This is a genomic window from Pseudoduganella sp. GW821-FHT12E03 (assembly GCF_058807115.1).
This window is the reverse complement of the sequence record NZ_JBXAQJ010000001.1, coordinates 406,541-424,728: the sequence shown is the minus strand read 5'-3', so window position 1 is coordinate 424,728 and position 18,188 is coordinate 406,541. Positions and strand designations below refer to the sequence as shown.

Annotated in this window: 10 protein-coding genes; 3 read left to right on the top strand and 7 right to left on the bottom strand. The window is 67.2% G+C overall.

From position 1 onward, the window contains the following. Positions 1 to 5: 5 nt before the first annotated feature. Both AC1RRC_RS01655 and AC1RRC_RS01650 read left to right on the top strand, forming a co-directional pair. On the top strand, positions 6 to 3,767 hold the full coding sequence (locus tag AC1RRC_RS01655) for a PAS domain S-box protein (RefSeq protein ID WP_493053503.1): 3,762 nt from the start codon (positions 6 to 8) through the stop codon (positions 3,765 to 3,767). Beyond that, the gene (locus tag AC1RRC_RS01650; protein ID WP_493053502.1) at positions 3,764 to 4,810 is read left to right on the top strand and encodes a LacI family DNA-binding transcriptional regulator; all 1,047 of its coding nucleotides are present in this window, start codon (positions 3,764 to 3,766) and stop codon (positions 4,808 to 4,810) included. The genes AC1RRC_RS01655 and AC1RRC_RS01650 overlap by 4 nt, the downstream gene beginning before the upstream one ends. Positions 4,811 to 4,825: 15 nt before the next feature. On the opposite strand, the gene tagF is transcribed toward AC1RRC_RS01650, so the two are convergent. The 7 genes from tagF to AC1RRC_RS01615 form a co-directional block, all read right to left on the bottom strand. Further along, the gene (gene tagF, locus AC1RRC_RS01645) at positions 4,826 to 5,521 is read right to left on the bottom strand and encodes a type VI secretion system-associated protein TagF (protein WP_493053501.1); all 696 of its coding nucleotides are present in this window, start codon (positions 5,519 to 5,521) and stop codon (positions 4,826 to 4,828) included. 6 nt (positions 5,522 to 5,527) lie between these two features. Beyond that, on the bottom strand, positions 5,528 to 9,103 hold the full coding sequence (gene tssM, locus AC1RRC_RS01640) for a type VI secretion system membrane subunit TssM (protein ID WP_493053500.1): 3,576 nt from the start codon (positions 9,101 to 9,103) through the stop codon (positions 5,528 to 5,530). Beyond that, positions 9,100 to 10,626 (bottom strand): type IVB secretion system protein IcmH/DotU, encoded by a 1,527-nt coding sequence (icmH, locus tag AC1RRC_RS01635; RefSeq protein WP_493053499.1) that lies wholly within the window; start codon positions 10,624 to 10,626, stop codon positions 9,100 to 9,102. The genes tssM and icmH overlap by 4 nt, the downstream gene beginning before the upstream one ends. Positions 10,627 to 10,629: 3 nt before the next feature. Next, on the bottom strand, positions 10,630 to 11,961 hold the full coding sequence (gene tssK / locus AC1RRC_RS01630) for a type VI secretion system baseplate subunit TssK (RefSeq protein WP_493053498.1): 1,332 nt from the start codon (positions 11,959 to 11,961) through the stop codon (positions 10,630 to 10,632). 58 nt (positions 11,962 to 12,019) lie between these two features. Then, positions 12,020 to 14,068, bottom strand: a complete 2,049-nt coding sequence (tagH, locus tag AC1RRC_RS01625; protein ID WP_493053497.1) for a type VI secretion system-associated FHA domain protein TagH — start codon at positions 14,066 to 14,068, stop codon at positions 12,020 to 12,022. A gap of 73 nt (positions 14,069 to 14,141) precedes the next feature. Continuing rightward, positions 14,142 to 16,256, bottom strand: a complete 2,115-nt coding sequence (locus AC1RRC_RS01620; RefSeq protein ID WP_493053496.1) for a type VI secretion system Vgr family protein — start codon at positions 16,254 to 16,256, stop codon at positions 14,142 to 14,144. A 26-nt stretch (positions 16,257 to 16,282) separates the two neighbouring features. Further along, positions 16,283 to 16,672 (bottom strand): DUF4280 domain-containing protein, encoded by a 390-nt coding sequence (locus AC1RRC_RS01615; RefSeq protein WP_493053495.1) that lies wholly within the window; start codon positions 16,670 to 16,672, stop codon positions 16,283 to 16,285. A gap of 146 nt (positions 16,673 to 16,818) precedes the next feature. On the opposite strand from AC1RRC_RS01615, the gene AC1RRC_RS01610 reads away from it, so the two are divergent. Further along, positions 16,819 to 18,186, top strand: a complete 1,368-nt coding sequence (locus tag AC1RRC_RS01610; protein WP_493053494.1) for a type VI secretion system contractile sheath domain-containing protein — start codon at positions 16,819 to 16,821, stop codon at positions 18,184 to 18,186. Positions 18,187 to 18,188: the final 2 nt, after the last annotated feature.

Here is an 18,188-nt window from a genome sequence, read left to right as displayed (position 1 = left end):
TGCGCATGCGCCCTTCCCTGTCCCACTCGCCCTTGCCGCGCCATGGCCGCTTTATCCTGGTCTGGCTGCTGGCTGCCGCGGCCGCCGCCGCACTGGCCAGCGCCGTGCACGCGCATTTCACGCGCGAAGAACAATTCGACCGCCTGCAAGCCGATGTCGAAAGCATGGCCGTGCTGTTGCAACAGGAAACCAGCGCCGGCGCCATCATGGGCGGCGCCGCGCTGATGGGACTGGTCGAAGGGAGCGTCAAGCAATTGCTGCAGGGCCGCATCGGTCCGGCGCATCCGGAATTGCTGGAGAGTTTTTCCGGCATGCTGGGACAATACAAGGCCGATGAAAGCTTCGTGGCTGGGGCCGACGGCGTGATCGCCGCCTACCTGAACCAGCAAGGCAAATCACCCGGCATCGGCAAGGACATCCGGCGCAGGCCTTACTGGCAACGCGCGATGGATGGCCAGCCCAGCGTCTATCCCGCGCTGGGCAGCACGTCCGGCAAACGCGGCCTGTATTACGCGGCGCCGGTGCACCGTGGCGCGCTCACCACGACGGCGGTGACCGGCGTCTTCGTCATCAAGATCAATGCCGAACGCATCGATCAATTCCTGGGCTTACGCAGCGATCCCGCCTACCTGATCTCGCCCGACGGCGTGGTGTTTTCCGCCAACCGCGCCGACGCCATCCTGCGCCTGGCCGAGCCGCCGACCACCGCGCGCCTGGCGGCGTTGAACGCCGGCGGCCAGTTCGGCGACACCTTCCGCACCGGAGCGGCGCCGCAATTGCCGTACCGCCTGCACGGGCGGGAACTCGACATCGGCGCGCGCCATTACGCGCGGGCCGAGCGCACCATCGACTGGATCGACAACGGCGGCGCGTGGAAACTGGTGATCCTGCAAGATACTGCGGATTGGCGCCCGCTGTGGCGTGAACTGCTGGTGCAAGGCGGCGCCGTGGCCGTGGTGCTGACCATCGGCCTGATCCTCGGGCTGCGGCGCAACGCCAAGCTGGTGGCCAAGCAAATGCGCGTCGCCAATGAACGCCGCATCCGAGGCATCCTGGAAGCCATGCCGGAAGGGATCGTCACCCTGGACCAGGGCGGGCGCATCGTGTTCTGGAACAGCATGGCTGAAACCATCTTCGGCTGCGCCGCGCAGCAGGCGATGGGCCGCACCTTGCAAGCATTCCTGCCCGGCGTCTCGCCGCGTCAGGTCGAGCTGCTGGCCGCCGCCGGTCCGCGCACCCTGCAAACCGAAGGCCGCCATGGCGATCGCGTGGTGCCGCTCGACCTGACCGCCGGCGCCTACGAACAGGGCGGCGCACACTACACCGTGGTATTCCTGCGCGATATCACCGACATCAAGCAGGCGGCCGACGCGCTGGCCGACGAACAGGCCCGCACCAAGGTATTGCTGGCCACCGCGCCCGACGCCATCGTCAGCCTCGACGGCCAGACCCGCATCACGTACTGGAACCCCAAGGCCGAGGAAATTTTCGGCCTGCCCGCCAGCCAGGTGGTGGGCCGCAGCGTGTTCGACGCGCTGCCGCCATCGCCGATGATGGACCGGGCGCAAGTCGGCTTGCGGCACTACTTCCGCACCGGCGAAGGATTGAATGGCCAACTCGTTGACGTCGAAGCGCGCCGTGCCGACGGCAGCACGATCGCCATCGAGGTGGCCACCACCGGCTATTACTGGAACAAGCAGTTGCACGCCACCGCGTTCGTGCGCGACGCCACCCAGCGCAAGCTGGACCAGGCGCGCATGCAGCAGCAACAGCAGGCGCTGCACGAAGCGCAGCGCCAAGCAGAACAGGCATCGCGCATGAAATCCGAATTCCTGGCCAACATGAGCCATGAAATCCGCACCCCGATGAACGCGGTGATCGGCATGTCGCACCTGGTGCTGGGCAGCGACCTCGCCCCCAAGCAGCGCGACTATGTCCAGAAAATCCAGCGCTCCGGCCAGCATTTGCTGGGCCTGATCAACGACATCCTCGATTTTTCCAAGATCGAAGCGGGCAAGCTCGATATCGAAACCATTCCGTTCGATTTGCACGGGGTGCTCGACAACGTCGCCAACCTGATCGGCGGGAAATGCGCCCATAAAAACCTGGCGCTGGTGTTCGATGCCGATCCCGCCATCCCCGCGCACCTGGTGGGCGACCCGCTGCGGCTGGGCCAGATCCTGATCAACTACGCCAACAACGCCGTCAAGTTCACCGAGGCCGGCCAGGTGGTGGTGCGGGCGCGCAAGGTGGCGGCGCAGGGCGCCACGCTGACGGTGCGCTTCGAAGTGGAAGACACCGGGATCGGCCTGACGCCGGACCAGCAAAGCCGGCTGTTCCAGTCGTTCCAGCAAGCCGACGCGTCAACCACCCGCAAGTACGGCGGCACCGGCCTGGGGCTGGCGATCTCGCGCCGCCTGGCCGAATTGATGGGCGGCGCGGTCGGTGTCGAGAGCGTCCCCGGACAGGGCAGCACATTCTGGTTCACGGCCGCGCTGGCGGTCGATACGGTATCGGACCTGCCTGGCATATCGGGCGGTTCCGGCGCATCCGCCGCGCATGGCGTCCCGGGCGGCATGCCCCGGGGGGGCAGCCTTGCCGCCCTGCGCGGGGCGCGCGTACTGCTGGTCGACGATAACGACCTCAATCAGCAAGTTGGCGCCGACCTGCTGGGTGACGCCGGACTGGTGGTCGACATCGCGGACCATGGCCAGATGGCGCTCGACATGCTGGCCGAACGCGCTTACGACATCGTGCTGATGGACATGCAAATGCCAACCATGGATGGATTGACCGCCACCCGCCTGCTGCGCGCCCAGCCGGCGCTGGCAAGCTTGCCGGTGGTGGCCATGACCGCCAACGCCATGAGCAGCGACCGCGAGCGCTGCCTGCAGGCCGGCATGAACGACCATTTATCCAAGCCGGTCGATCCCGGCGCATTGTTTGCCATGCTGCTGCGCTGGGTGCCGCCACGCGCCCCGGATGCCGGCACGCACGATGCGCGGGCAGTGGGTGCGGACGAGGCCATGGCGTCGCTGGCGGACGTGCCTGCGGCATCGGACGCGCCACGGGAGGCCTCATCGTCATCAACCGCATCGGCCACGCCGGCAGCCGCCCTGTCCCCGCCCTCACCGGCGACACCGGCGTCCGATGCAACGATGGCCGCCCTGGCAGCCATCCCCGGACTGGACGCGGCGCAGGGGTTACGGCGGGTGCTGGGCAAGCAGGCGCAATATGAACAATTGCTGCGCAAATTCATCGCCGGCCAGGGGCAGGCCGTACCGCAATTGCGCACCTTGCTGCAGGAAGGGCAATTCAGCGACGCGCAACGCCTGGCGCATACCTTGAAGGGCGCGGCCGGCACCATTGGCGCCAACGGACTGGCCGCGCTGGCCGCCGCCATCGAACTGGCGTTGCAGGAACAGCGGGCCACGCACGAAGTGCTGGCCATGGCGCCCGTGCTGGAGCACGATTGCGATGCGCTGCTGGCGCACCTGCGCGCGGCGCTGCCGCCGGTTGCCGGCGCCACGGCCGGGACGGCCGACTGGGCGCGGGCCCGCACGCTGGCCGCGCAACTCGACGCATTGCTGGCCGACGATGATGCCGAAGCACTGACCGTGTTCGAGCAGTCGGCGGGTGTGCTGGCGGGCACACTGGGGCCGGCCTATCCGGCGCTGCAACGCGCCATCGCCGCCTATGACATGGTGCAGGCGCTGGCCCTGCTGCGCGACGCCCGCGCGCGCATTGCGGAGCTGCGGCCGGCATGAGCAAGCGAGGATTACCGCAACAGGCGCGCGCCACCTTGCGCAGCATTGCCGCCCGGGTCGGCGTCTCGACCGCCACGGTCTCGCGCGCGCTGACCTACCGGGGCGGCATCTCCGACGTGCTGCGGCGCGCCATCATGCTGGCGGCGCAGGAACTGGGCTACGACCGGCGCCGCTTGCGCAGCAACAGCATCCGCCGGGTGTTGTTCGTGATCGGCCGCGGCCAGCGGCCCTGCATGCCGGGCGCATACTACAGCCAGGTGCTGCTGGGTGCGGAAAACGGTTGCCGGGAAGAGCACGCCGCGATGTCGCTGCTCCTGCCCCGCCCCGGCGACGATATCGCCGCCATGCTGCGCCGGCACGCGCCCGACATGCTGCTGGTGCTGGGCGCCACCTGGCCCGGACTGCGGGAACATTTGCGGGCGCTGTGCCTGCCGACGGTGTATATCGACCGGTCGCTGGCCGGCGAAGCGTGCGTGGCCGGCTGCCGCGACCAGAGCCTGGACGATCTCACGCGGCATTTATTGGCGCAGGGACGGCGCAGGATTGCACATGTCCGCGCGGCGGCGCCCGGCGGCGATACCGGCGATGCGGGTGCGGATGATGGGGACACGGATGCCGCAACCGGCGGCAGCGGAATCCGCGGCTACCGGCGCGCGCTGGCGCTGGCCGGTGTCGCGCACGATGCGGCGCTCGAGATCCGCATGGCCGACGACGATCCGGGCGGCGCCGCGTGCCTGCGCACGCTGCTGGCGCTGGCGCCGCGCCCGGACGCCGTGGTGGCCGACAGCGACGCCATGGCGCTCCGGCTGATGGAAGCATGCCGGCGGCATGGTGTCGCGGTGCCGGGCGACATCGCGGTCACCGGGTACGGCAACATCGCCGCGAGCCAGTCCGCCAGTCCGGCCCTGAGCACGGCGTCGGCGGACTGGGAACAGTTGGGCTACCTTGCCAGCAAGCGGCTGCTGGCCGGCGCCGTCAAACCCGGCGCGTTGCTGGTGCCGGCCTCGCTGCAACTGCGCGCCAGCTCCGGCCAGGTTAAATAAGCCAAATAAGCCGGGTCAGCCCGGCTCCCCGCCCCACCCCGCCTCTTTCCAGTTCCCCGCCAGCATGGCCGCAAACGCGGCTGGCGCCGGCAAGCCCCGGCACATCAGCATGCCCGGCGCCACCTGCGCCGAGCCGTCGGTCCACCACAAGCTCTGGCCGCGCAGCGCGCAAGCGGCAATGTGCGGCGCCATGGCGGCGGCGCCGTCCACATTGCCGAGCGCCAGCCGGCTTCCCGCCGGACCGGACACCCCCGCCAGCGGCGCATCGGTGAGCGGTTCCATGCCCTGCAATTGCTCGTCAAACCGCTCCAGCGAAAAATGATGTTCCAGCGACGACAGCGCCAGCGCCTCCAGCTGGCCAAACCATGCGCCGCCATTGGCCACCCAGTCCAGCACGGCGCCGCCGCCCGGCGCGCCCGCCGCCAGGGTCAGCGGGAAGTGGCGGCCGACCCGGTCCACGCTGGGCATCAGCACCCCCGCCCACGCATGGTTGTCGCACACACCGGGCGCCAGCGCAAAGCGCCAGATCGGGCTGGTGAGATAGGTATCGAGCCAGCGCGGCCCCAGCACGCCACGGCTGGCCTGCAGCGATGCCTGCAGCCAGCCGTCCCACACCGCCAGCATGCCCTGCGGCAGGCGGCGCGACACGAAATCGCCGTGGCTGGAGACTTTGCCAAAGAAGCCTGGCGCGAGATCCGGTTCCTGCATCATCCCCCCTTACAGCGCTTCCAGGCAACGGAACTGGTCCAGCCCTTCGCGGCGGAACGGGTTGTTGACGCTGGACGCCGTCAATTCATAGACGATGCGGCGGCTATCGAGGTCAAACGTCAGGCGGTAGCGCTCCCCCTGCGCCGTCCCTTCCAGCATGCCCTTGTCGAGCATGCGGAACCAGGCCCACGGGCCTTCCGTGCGCCACTCCACCGGGACCGCGGGCGCGACGTCAAAGCGCACCACGCTGGCGCCCTTGCCGCCCGGGACTTGCACCGGCGCCGCCAGCAATTGCGCCTTGGGCGCGTAGGCCACCGGCTGGCCTTCGATTTCCAACACCACTTTTGTGAAGGCCGGGTCGGCCGCCACCGGTTTCAAATCGAAGCGCACCGACGCTTGCTTGCCGCCGCTGCCAAAGAATTTATCGCGCACCTGCGCGGCGCGCTGGAATTCATTCAGGGTTTCCTGGCTCATGCCGAGCGATACATTGTTGACCGCGCGCCAGCGCCACTGCGCACCGCTGGTATCGACGTAATTGGCCAGGTGCTTCTGGAAGAATTCATCGGCCAGTCCGCCCGGGCCAAAGAACCGGCCGAAATCATCCGGCGTCGATTCCAGCGCGGCCTTGCGCACCAGCGGGTAGCGCCCCGCGATGGCGGCCTTGCAGAACAGCGCCGGGCCGGTCTTCCACAGCGCATCGAGGCGGTCGCGTTCCGTCCCCAGGGTCAGTCCCGCGCCGGCGGTATCGACCGTGCGCACCAGGTTGGCCAACGGGCCCGGCAAGCCGTCCCCTTCGCGCTTCAGGCGCACCAGCGCATCGGCCGGCGGCGCAGGCTGGCCCGCCGCCCGCGCGGCATTGGCGGCATCCATGTAGACCGCCACGTCCTTCAATTTCAGCAGCAGAGCGTCGAGTCCCGACGGCCCGGTGGCCGGCGCGCCGGGGCTGCCGCCGCCCGCTTCCACCATGCGGTGCAGCGGCGCGAAGTGCAGGTCCACCGGATTCGATGGCGGCGCTTCGGCCGCCAGCACTTCTTCGGTGCCGCCGCCCAGCGCCGATTCCAGCCGTTTTTTTGCCGCGTCGCCCAGTTGCTTGACCTTGCCCGCCGCCGCATCGACTGCGGAAATGCCGGTTTTCGCCTTGTCGAGGCGGGTCTGGCGCACGGCCGCCTGCAGGAATTTGCGCAACGGCGATTCCTGGCTCGCCACGCTGTTCAAGATGCGCGCCGCCTGGTCCAGGGTGGTGAACGGCACCAGGGTCACGTCGGCCAGCAGCGCATCCCACTGGCGGATGTATTCGTCGTAATACATTTGCTGCACCGAGGCCTTCACTTGCGCCGCGTCCGCGGGCCCGGTCACAGCTTCGCGCTTGTCGAGCACCCAGTTATCCTTGACGATGTCGGCGATGGCCGCGTCGATGCGGTCATTAAAGGCCTGGAAGCCCGCCAGCGTGAAGGCGCCCGGGATACCGCGCGTCAATGGCTGGCCGCTCTGGCGCGCCAGCACCACGGCGGCGTCGCGGCCGGCGGTGGCGGCGATGTCGAAGTCGGCCAGGCCCGAGCGCATCAAGTCGCGCCGCAGGCGCGTGTAGACCCGCTCGCCCATCGGCATGGCCGCCAGCGCCAGCCGCACTTTCGCCACCAGCGCCGCATCGAGCTGCGGCGGCGGGCCGCCGTCGTAGGATGGATCGAGCATGGCCGCCACGTGGCCCGATAAATCGCGCCGCTGCGTTTCATCGGCGTCGTGCAGGTTGCGCGCCCAGTCGTAATCAAGCCAGGCCCGCACCGCTTCCGGGTCCAGGTGGCTGCGGTCGCCCAGCATCAGGTACACGCGCAGCAATTCGTACAGGTATTCGGCATTGTTGGCGGTGCCGCGCCGCAGCTGGGTTTCCATCTGTTCCAGGATGCGCGGCATCAGCGCTTCGCGCAGCACCCGCTGGTAGGCGCCGATCGCCCCCTCGCCCAGCTTGCCGCCCTGGTACAAGCCCAGTCCCATCGTGAACGGCACCTCGGCGGCACGGTCGCGCCAGCCTGCCGGCACATCGCGCAAGGCATTGAGCAAAGGCAGCGCGGCCAGTGGCGACGGGTCTTTCGGCAAGGTGCGCGCCAGTTTGTCGGCTTCCCTGGTGCGCGCCGCCACGTCGTCCACATACAGCCGGTTGCCGGCATAGCTGCCCACCAGGCCGCCCGTCACGACCACCACCAGCGCGGCGGTGGCGGCCATGGCGCCCCACTGCAGCAGGCGGCGGTTGCGTTCCAGTTTCAGGTTGGCGCCGGCCAGGTCCTTTTCCTGGAAAATCACGTCGCGCAACAGGCGCGTAATGAAGTAGCTGCGGCCGCCAAACGCATTGGCCGGCAATACACGGCGGTCCAGGCCAAAGCTGGCCGCCAGGCTGGCCATCACGCGGTCGATCGGGCTGCCTTCCTGGGTTCCGCTGGTGAAGTACACGCCCCGCACCAGCGCCGGCTGTTCATACGATGTCGATTCGAACACGTCGGTGATGAACGATTCCAGCAAGTCGCCGATGGCGGCAAATTGCTGCGGGAAGTTGTACATCAGCGCGCGGCGCTGGATGTCGCGTTCCTGCTGCATGCGGTCGAACAGGCGCGCCTCCAGCTGCGCGTGCAGCGCGTCGAATTCGGCCGGGAAGGCCTTGATGACGGCGTCCGGCTGTTCCATCGCGCCCAGCGGGAAGGTCACGCCCCACACTTGCGTGCGTTCGTCGCGGCCCAGGTTGTCGAAGAATTCCACGAAGCCCGCCAGCAAGTCGCACTTGGTGACGATCACGTAGACCGGGAAGCGGATACCCAGCTGTTCATGCAATTCCTGGATGCGGCCACGGATCGCCAGCGCCTGGGCGCGGCGCGCGGCTTCGCCCTGCTGCAGCAAATCCGCCACCGACAGCGCGACAATGATGCCGTTGACCGGCCGGCGCGAGCGGTGCTTGCGCAGCAATTGCAGGAAGCCGCTCCACGCGGCCTTGTCCACTTCGGAATAACTGTCTTGCGTGGTGTAGCGGCCCGCCGTGTCGATCAGTACCGCTTCGTCGGTGAACCACCAGTCGCAATTGCGGGTGCCGCCGACGCCGCCGATGGCGCCCTTGCCATGCGTATCGGCCAACGGGAACTTGAGGCCGGAATGCACCAGCGCCGTGGTCTTGCCGCTGCCGGGCGCGCCGACGAACATATACCACGGCAGCTGGTACAGGTTGCCCGAGCCCCACGGACTGCCTTTGTTGGCTTTGCGCAGCACCGCCAGCGCTTCATGCAGGCGCTTGGCCAGCAGCGCGACTTCGGCCGCCGACTCCCGCTGGCCGGGCACGTGCGCCGGCTGGTCCGGGCCCGCCACGCTCTTGGCCAGGCGGCGCTCCTTCAGGCGCAGCGCGACGATTTTCCAGCCAAACCAGATGGCCCAGGCGGCAAACAGCAAGCCGATCATCCACCAGCGCACCGCGCTGGAAGCGAACGGTTCGGCGCCGTCGAACGCCACCAGCGGCGCTTCGAACCAGACGATCAGCGACAGCAGCAGCACGCCGATAAAGGCCAGCACGGGTGGTTTGACCAGCCAGTTAAAAAAGCGTTTGATCATTTTGAAACCGGACTTGTTGCCGGCGCCATTGACGGCGCCGGGGACGGCGTGATTGCGGACGTTGACACCGGGGTCAATACAATAATGACGACGCGCCGGTTGCGCGCGCGGTTGGCCGCGCTGTCATTCGGCACCAGCGGTTCGGTCTCGCCGCGCCCTTCCACGCTGTAGCGCGACGGCGGCCCCGCCTGCGGTTCCAGCATGCGCACCACTTGCGCGGCGCGGCCTTTCGATAGCGCCCAGTTGGACGGGTAGCGTGCCGACGTGCTCGGCACGTCGTCGGTGTGGCCAATCACGATCACCTTGCCCGGCACCGGGCGCAAGGCTTCGCCGATGCGTTTCAACAGCGGTTCATAGGCGGTTTCCACTTCGGCGCTGCCGGAACGGAACACACCGTCGCCGTGCAGCACGATGGTGGAGCGGTCCGGCGTTTCCGTGACACTGACCAAGCCACGCTCGATTTCCGGCGCCAGGAATTTCGCCACGCGCACCGGTGGATTGATGACCGGCGCAGGCGGCGCGGGCGCCACCAGGCGGATGCGCTGCAAGGCCGCATAGACTGGATCGGACTGGCGGTTCAGCAGGAAGGAAAAGCCCAGGTGGATCGCCAGCAGCACGATGCACGCCACCACGGCGATCACCCACAGCGGAATCAGGCGCAGCAAGCCGGGGCGTTTTTCATTGGTGCCGCGCCAGCGCAGGGACAGCGCCGGTTCCGTCGGTCCGCGCTCTTTCTGGATCAGTTGCTGCAGCCGTTCGCGCAGCAGGTCCAGCTGGCCACGGCCGCCGTCCAGCACCCGGTAGCGTCCTTCCAGTCCCAGCGCCAGGCAGATATACATCAGTTCCAGCACATGCAGGTTCACCGATGGCTGCTGACACAGGCGCTGCAGGATGACGAAGAATTTTTCGCCGCCGAACGCTTCATTGTGGAACGCCACCAGCAGCGAGCGGCTGGCCCAGGCGCCGCTGCCGCCCCACGGCGTACTGGAAATAGTCTCGTCCAGGAAAGTGCACAGCGAATAGCGGGCCACGGCAATCGCTTCCTGCGCGCAGCCGGCCGCCTTGGCGTCGATTTCGAATTTCTTGATGGCGGCCACCAGCTGGCTGCGCAAGCCTTCGATGTTCGGATGCGTCGCCATCACGCGCAGCGGCACCACCAGGTCGAGCAGCGGATTGGCCGCGCCGACCAGCGGGTTGACGCCATTCATGTGGGCGCGCGGGCCCGCCGCCAGCGGCGCCAGCACGGCGTCGTAATTGGCGGGGGCGACGGGCGGTGGCACCGCTGCCGCGCCGTTGCCAGGCGCGGCATCGGCGCCGCCATTCCATGCGGCGGGAATATGTGGCGGCGGCATGCCCTCCGGCGCCGGCTGCGGCGCGGCGCCCCAGGCCGGCGCAGGCGCACCGCCGGCGGCGCCGGCAACGGCGGCGGGCGCGGCACGCCGTCCGCCGCCCGGACGGGGCACGAGGATGGTGCGGTCCGCATCGGGCTGCGGTGCGGGGGCCGGCAAGTCTTCCTGGCTCATCGCTTACTTCCGGATTGCCCAGAACTCCATTTGCAGGCCGGGGAATTCCCCCGCCACGTGCATGGCGAAACCGGCGGAACTCACCAGCTGCTGCCAGTATTCGCTGTTGCGGTCCAGTTCAAAGTACACGAAGCCCGCGTGGAACGGCAACTGGCGCGGCGCCACCGGCAGCGGACGCAGAGCGATACCCGGCAATTGCAGGTTGACGAGGTCGCGGATTTTTTCCACGGAACCGATCTTGACCTGGCGCGGGAAACTGGTGCGCACCGCCTCGGGCGGCATGTGGGCATTGACCATCAGAATAAAGCTGGCGGATTTCACCAGTTCCGGGTCGCGCATGACCGCCACGCGGATGCCGAACTGGCGCTCTTCCAGCGGGATCGGCACGGCGTGCGTATCCATCACCATCGACAAAGCCTGGCGCAAGTCTTCCATCACGGGCAGGAAAGTTTCACGCAGCTGTTCATGCCGGTACACCGGATACTGGACCGCGCGCTTGGCGCCCGGCGAGAAGGTCGCCAGTTCACCCGCCAGTTGCACGGCGGCCCGGTAGTACTCTTCCGGATGCAGGCCGGTCATGGTGGCGAGGTGGCCGAACAGCGGTTCGGCGCGGTTGATCACTTGCAGCAGCAGGAAATCGGCGATTTCCGCGGCGCCGGCGGAACCGGGCTGCGACAGCCGGTTGCCCAGCGCATCGCCGCGCTGATGCAGCAAGCCCACCACTTCGTCGGCAAAGCCGCCGAGGCGGTGCGCCACCCGGTAATCCAGGCATGGCGGGCAGTATTCCGCATCCAGCACCACGCGGTTGTCCGGGCGGCGTTCAATGACGCGGGCCACGCCGATACAGGCGTAGGCATTGGCGACATCGGTTTCCAGCGCCAGCCTGACGCGCAGGCGGCCGACCTGCATCAGCGCACTGTTGTCGAGGCCATTGCTGTCCCACGCTTCATGGTCCACCGCGCCGTGGCGCGCGTAATTGTCCTGGGCCGGGCTGTCATTGGTCTCCGGCACGCCGGGGCGGCGCAGCGGCAGCGCCAGCACCACTTGCGCATTGCGCGCATCGTCGGGAATGTCGAAGGGCAGCGGCAAATCATCGTCCTGCGGCAGCGAGAACGGCGTACCGTCCGGCAGCACACCGCTGCACGACAGGATCGCCAGGCGCCCCAGCGCCAGTTGCTGTTCATCGATCTTCAGCGACGAAAAGCCCCAGGCATAAGGGCGCAGCCGGCCGACGCGGCTTTCCAGCTGGGTTTGCAGGTAGCGGTCGTGCTGCTGCAAGTGCTGCGGCTGCAGCAGCATGCCTTCAGACCAGATTACTTTACGGTTCCACGACATAGTCACTCGTCAATTTTTATAGGATGGCGCCTGATACAAGCGGTGTCAGGCATCACCGTCACTGGTTTCGGTGCAGGCGGCCGATCTGGTCTTCATAGGCCGCCGAGAATTTTTCGCCGAACAGGTGCTGGAAATCGTCATCGGCTTCGCGCACGATGTCGTCATACAGCGCCTTCATGTTGTCCCACATGCGCGCCTTGCGCGCGGCCGTCATCATCTTGTCCATCACGCCTTCCGGCTCCTGCGCTTCGATCTGGGCCGGGTCGAACCGCACCATCACGCCTTTCAGCGCGGCGCGCATGCCGGCGATCACCGCCATTTCGTGCGCCTTCAAATCGTCATACGCGCTGCCGATGGCTTTCACCGGCGGCATGTAACCGCTCATGGCATTGGTCAGCATCTGCGCCAGCGCGCTTTCAGCGTCCGGGAAGAATTTCAGCGGGTTGTTGGCCTGCGCGCCCAATACCGTCATATCGAGGCGGCTTTCACGCTTGGTCATGGCGCGCGCCATCAGCACCGCCATGGTGCCGGACACTGCTTCGCGCAGCATGGCGCCGGCCAGTTCCGCCGTCTCCACGGAACCACGGTTGAGCTGCAAGGCCGACAGGCCCATGCCGCGCAACAGCGCCTGCAGCACGGCGTCGCCCTGCCCTGCGGCCATACCTGGCGCCACCGCTTGCGCCACCGGTGGCGGCGGGTATGGATAGCCGGGCGCCACGCCCTGCGCGGGCTGCGGCCAGCCGGGTTGCGCCAGCGGCGGCTGTGGAACGGGTTCGCCCCAGGCGCCGTGCTGCGCCGCACCCGGCGCCGCGGGCCAGCCCATGCCTGGCGGCGATCCCGCCTGCGGCCCGGGTTGCGGCTGCCCCGGATACATCGCGCCGGGCAATCCCGCTGCAGGCGGAATGCCCGACATGGTTTGCATCAGCGCTTGCGGCGCCATGCCTTGCGGCGCGGGCCAGCCACCCAGCGGCGGCGCCACGGCGGTGGCTGGCTGGGGCCAGCCCGGCGCGGCGGCTTGCACGCGGGATGGAATCAAGTCCGCCAGCGGATCGTAATCATCGGGAATAAATACCGCCGGTGGCGGCGGCGCGGTCGGCGCGGCCGTCGGCGTGCGCATCACCAGCACGGTCGGTTCGGCCGCGTACGGCGACGGCGCCAGCGGCGACTGCAGCGGCGAACCCGATGCCGGATAGGACATCGCCTGGGCGCCGGGCGCCGGCCACGCCTGGGATGCGCCGGCACCTGGCGTCCCTGCCGTGGGGAATGGCGCTGGCCAGGTTTGCGCCACCTGCGCCGCGGGCGTGCCCGCGGCCGGCTGTTCGGGCCATCCTTGTGAAGCGAAGGCCGCCGGCGCTGCGGGCGCACCGCCGGCCGCATGGGAATGCGCAGGCCATGGCTGTTGCGCTCCGGCCTGCGGCTGGTGCATGGCCGGTTGCTGCTGCGCGCCCTCCGGCGTGGCGATGCCGGGCTGCTGGCCCGGCAACAGGCCGCCATGCATCGGCATGAATTGCGGCGCGGCGTGATCGGATTCGGAGCCACGGTAAGCGGCGATCTGCTGCTGGGTCGGGACTTGCGGTTCACCCTGCAGGCCCAATCCCAGCGGATCGTTGGCCGATGGCGCGGCCAGGCCGTCGAAGTGGCCGGCCACGTCCAGCACTTTCATGCCGGCCAGGGTATCGGCCACCGGTTCAAACTGTGGCGGCGCCGCGTCCGCCGCCGTCATCGGCTGCGCCTGGAACGGCAGCGCATCCGACGTTTCCGTGCTGAACACCGGCACCACCGCGCCGGCCGGCTGTTCCAACAGCACTTCCAGCACGTAATCGCCGATCATCAGGCGGTCGCCGTGTTCCAGTCCGGCCACCTTGCCGGCGCCGACCGGCCGGTCGTTGATCCAGCTGGGATTGGCCCCCAGGTCCATCAGGGTATAGCGGCCATCGGCGAAATCGATCTTGCTGTGGTTGCGGGAAATGTATTTGCCCGGATCGGGCAACTCCAGGTCATTGCCGGCCGCGCGGCCGATGGTGCCGCCCAACTGGTCGAAACGGCGCTCAACCGGCAGCGCGGGCGCCTGTTTTCGGTACGTCTGCACTCGCAGGGTTAAAGACATTGGTTCTATTCTGTAGGTAGTTGCGACAGCGCCGGGCAATTATAAGGGGCCGCCGCCACCGTCACAATCCGCGTCAGTTAATCTTCACCAGTGCGCCTTCTATTGTCATGATGGCGCCGGACTTCACGCTCATCATCGCGCCCGACTTCACGGTGGCATTGGCGTCCGCCTGCAGCATCAGTTCCGGCGCCTTGACCGTGATCTTGGCCGGTTCGATCTTGATGCTGCTGCCACCGACTTTCAGCTCGATCGACGTGGTGGCTTCAATCACGATGGTCTTGCTGCCGGTGGTCTTGATATCGCCCGTGACGGCGGTTTTCTGGGCGCCGGCCACGGTAATCTTTTCATCGCCATCGACCTTGACGGTATGCGCCCCGGTGATGGTGGTGGTCTGGTCGCCGCCCACCGTCAGCTTGCGGTCCTTGTCGACTCCCACCGTCTGGTTGTTGTTGACCGTGACCGTCTGGTCGTTTTTCACGGTGGTTTTCTGGTCATGGTCCACCGCCACCGTATGGTCATTGACCACATGCTCCTTGTGGTCATTGCCGACATCCAGGCTGCGGTCATTCTTGATCGCGATGGTCTGGTCGCCCTTGTCCTTCTTTTCGAAACCCACTTTCAAGGTGTCGTTGTTTTTCACCACGCGGTTGAAGTCTTTTTCCGCCTGGATGAAGATTTCCTCGCTGTCCTTCTTGTCCTCGAAGCGCAATTCATTGAAACCGCCGCCGCCCTTGGACACGTTGGTCTTGATGGTGGACTTGGTCTGCTCGCCCGGCAGCGCATAAGGCGGCATGGCGTCGCCATTGTAGACACAGCCCGTCACCAGCGGCCGGTCCGGGTCGCCCTCGAGGAAGCTGACCACCACTTCCATGCCGATGCGGGGAATAAACATGCTGCCCCAGCCCTTGCCGGCCCAGGTCTGCTGCACGCGCACCCAGCACGAACTGTTTTCATCATCCTTGCCGTCGCGGTCCCAGTGGAACTGCACCTTGATGCGGCCATATTTGTCGGTCCAGATTTCCTCGCCGGACTTGCCCACCACCATCGCGGTCTGCGGCCCCTGCACCACCGGCTTGGCGTGGATGCGCGGGGGCCGGTAATTGTGTTCCTTGCCGACCGCGCGGAAGGCGCACTGGAAATCTTCCGGCGCGCCACCGCCGCTCGCATAGTCATCGCCCTGGAACACGTATTGCGCCGCCGTGACGAGGAATTCGCGGTTCTGGTCATCGCGCGGATGGTTGGCGAGCTTGAACAGGCCGCCCGGCGTCAGGCCGCGCAAATTGCCGCTGGCGTCAATTTCTTCACACTGGCCGTGCAAGCTTTCCATGCGGCCGCGCGCCAGGCTGGTGCCGGTGCCCGCCACGGTGTAGTTGCCGGGGTAATCATATTGTTCGTAGGCCGACTGGCTGAATGCCGCGGGGATCGCGGACTTCACAAGCAAGCCACCGCTGGTGCTGGAGGCGGCCTTCTCGAAGTCGAAATCGTTGAGCACATAGCTGCTGGCCTGGATTTCACCGTTCGCTTCCCACTGGTAGACGGCTTCCAGGTCGACAATGCGGCGCCCTTCTTCTCCTGAAAATTCGACCTTGGCATAACCGGGAATCGTGGCATGGGCGCCATACGAATCGGCCAGCACCATGGTGTGCTTGTCTTCGTCGTGCTTGAAGTAGAAATAGATGCCCGCCTCTTCCAGCAGGCGGCAGACGAAATTAAAGTCGGTTTCGCGGTATTGCACGCAATACGGCAGCGCCGCATAGGTGCCGGAGAGCGCGTTGACATCGAGGTTCACCACACCGCCATACGAACTGTCCTGGCATACCGCCTTGACGATATCGACCACCGACTTTTCCTGGAAGATGCGGCAATTCGATGCGCGGGTCAGCAGCCAAAGCCACGGACGCACCGTGGCTTCATAGCGCGAAAAGCCGCCGCTCCAGCCCTGGCAGGTAAAGCGCGTGACCACGCCATGCAGGTGGCGCTTGCCGCCGTCCGCCAGGCCCACGTGCACGCCCAGCGGCTTGCCCAGCACGTCGGCGATCTTGACGTCATGGCGGGTGGACAGCAATTGCACGCGGAATTCAAACAGGCGGCCCAGCTCTTCGCCGCCGCTCAGGCGGTCGAACAGCAGCACATTGGCGCCGGCCCCGGTGGTGACGGAAATTTGACGGTTGGTTTGCGTGACTGGCATGGAATGAAATGGCGTAAGGCTGGCGCTTAGGGAATCATGGTCTTGACGGTGCCGGCATTGGTGAAGCCGATCACGCCGCCCCAATTGCACATGCACTTGGACACATTGTCCAGCGCAGGCATATTGGCGATCAATACCGTCGGGGCGCCCGGCACCCACGGAGCGGACGTCATGGGGATGCACGGCATCGGCGTCAGCACCCCCAGGGCGGCGGCGGTGGCGGCGGCCACGGTCGGGTTGGCCGGCGAATTGCACATGCCAAACGGCATGATGTTCATCATCGGTACATTGTCCATGATGTTCGCCGCCGGCGGGCCTTCCGCCAGCACCTTATTCTTTGGCAGCACCACCAGCGATGACGGTGCGGCGCCAAACGTGCACGTCATCATGGCGCCCATCGATACCTGGTTAGGCATAGTTCCCCCAAATTACTACAACGGCATGCTTGCCCAATAGCCTATTATGACTGATAAAGCTGTCTTAAAGGTAAGGTTTTAGAGTAAGCTGCGCGCACGCGCTACAGCACTATCCACCGCAGCATAACCATCCAACGGAGACTGTCATGGCGACTTCGCTGATTTTCGAATTGGGCTTTGCTTTACCGGACGCCGAGCCGGCCGCTCCGGGACAGCCGTTCCGCATCCTGCTGCTGGGCGGCTTCAGCGGAGGAAGCAACCCGCAGCCGCTTGCGCAGCGCCCGGCGCGGCGCATCGATATCGACAACTTCGATGCGGAAATGGCACGGCTTGCGCCTGCCATCCACGCCGCCATCGATGGCGAGGCCATCACGGTGCCGCCCCGGGAACTGGACGATTTCCATCCCGACCAGCTGTATCTAAAATCCCACGCCTTCACCGGCCTGCGCGCCCAGCGTGACCGGCTGCGCAATCCCGCCACGTTTGCCCAGGCGGCCCAGGAACTGACCGGCCTGTCCCACGCCCCGGCGGCATCGGCGCAACCGGCCGCCGCGCAATCCGCGCTGGAACGGCTGGTGCGGCAACTGGTGGGCCAACTGCCGTCCAGCCCCGATCCGCGCCAGGCCGATTACGTGGCGGCGGCCGATGCGGTGATTGCATCGCGCATGCGCGCCCTGCTGCACGATCCGGCCTTCCAGCAGGCGGAAGCGGCATGGCGCGGCGCGCATTTGCTCACCACCAGCCTGGAACTGGGCGACGAATTACAACTGCACGTACTCGATGTCAGCGCGGCCGAGCTGCGCGCGGAGCCGCAGGCATTGCACCGGGTGCTGGCCGAACGATCCGGCGCGGACAGTGAACCGTGGTCGCTGCTGTGCTGCCTGCACGCGTTCGGCGCCGGAGAGGATGACGTCCGTACCCTGTCGGTGCTGGGCGCGCTCGCGGCGCAGGCCCAGGCGCCGCTGCTCGCCGGCGCAGACCCGGCGCTGGCCGCTGGCGACGAACCGGCCCCGCCGGCTGGCGATGGCACGGCAGACCAGCATGCCGCGGCGCACTGGCAGCAATTGCGGGCCAGCCCCCAGGCGCGCTGGATCGGCGTCGCCCTGCCCCGCATCTTGCTGCGCCTGCCGTATGGCAAAGGGACGGACCCGGTCACCGCGTTTGCCTTCGAAGAAACCGATGGGGCGTTTGAACACGAGCATTACCTGTGGGGCGCCGGTTCGCTGGCCTGCGCCGCCATGCTGGGCCGCGCCTTCCAGCAAAACGGCTGGGACATGACGGCCAGCGACGTGCTGGACCTGGACGATTTGCCGGCCCATGTGGTCCGCAAGGAGGGCGAAGCGCATCTGCAACCGTGCGGCGAAAGGCTGCTGGCCGAGCCCGCCCGCGACGCCCTGCTGGCGCTGGGCCTGATGCCACTGCTCAGCCATAAAAACCGCGCCGCCGTGCGCCTGGCCCGCAGCCAGTCGATCGCCAGCCCCGCCGAGGAACTGGCCGGCCCGTGGAATGCGTGATA

Excerpts from the sequence above, each read along its gene's own strand:
- AC1RRC_RS01655 (WP_493053503.1), top strand. The coding sequence starts at position 6 with ATGCGCCCTTCCCTGTCCCACTCGCCCTTGCCGCGCCATGGCCGCTTT.
- AC1RRC_RS01650 (WP_493053502.1), top strand. The coding sequence starts at position 3,764 with ATGAGCAAGCGAGGATTACCGCAACAGGCGCGCGCCACCTTGCGCAGC.
- tagF (WP_493053501.1), bottom strand. The coding sequence starts at position 5,521 with ATGATGCAGGAACCGGATCTCGCGCCAGGCTTCTTTGGCAAAGTCTCC.
- tssM (WP_493053500.1), bottom strand. The coding sequence starts at position 9,103 with ATGATCAAACGCTTTTTTAACTGGCTGGTCAAACCACCCGTGCTGGCC.
- icmH (WP_493053499.1), bottom strand. The coding sequence starts at position 10,626 with ATGAGCCAGGAAGACTTGCCGGCCCCCGCACCGCAGCCCGATGCGGAC.
- tssK (WP_493053498.1), bottom strand. The coding sequence starts at position 11,961 with ATGTCGTGGAACCGTAAAGTAATCTGGTCTGAAGGCATGCTGCTGCAG.
- tagH (WP_493053497.1), bottom strand. The coding sequence starts at position 14,068 with ATGTCTTTAACCCTGCGAGTGCAGACGTACCGAAAACAGGCGCCCGCG.
- AC1RRC_RS01620 (WP_493053496.1), bottom strand. The coding sequence starts at position 16,256 with ATGCCAGTCACGCAAACCAACCGTCAAATTTCCGTCACCACCGGGGCC.
- AC1RRC_RS01615 (WP_493053495.1), bottom strand. The coding sequence starts at position 16,672 with ATGCCTAACCAGGTATCGATGGGCGCCATGATGACGTGCACGTTTGGC.
- AC1RRC_RS01610 (WP_493053494.1), top strand. The coding sequence starts at position 16,819 with ATGGCGACTTCGCTGATTTTCGAATTGGGCTTTGCTTTACCGGACGCC.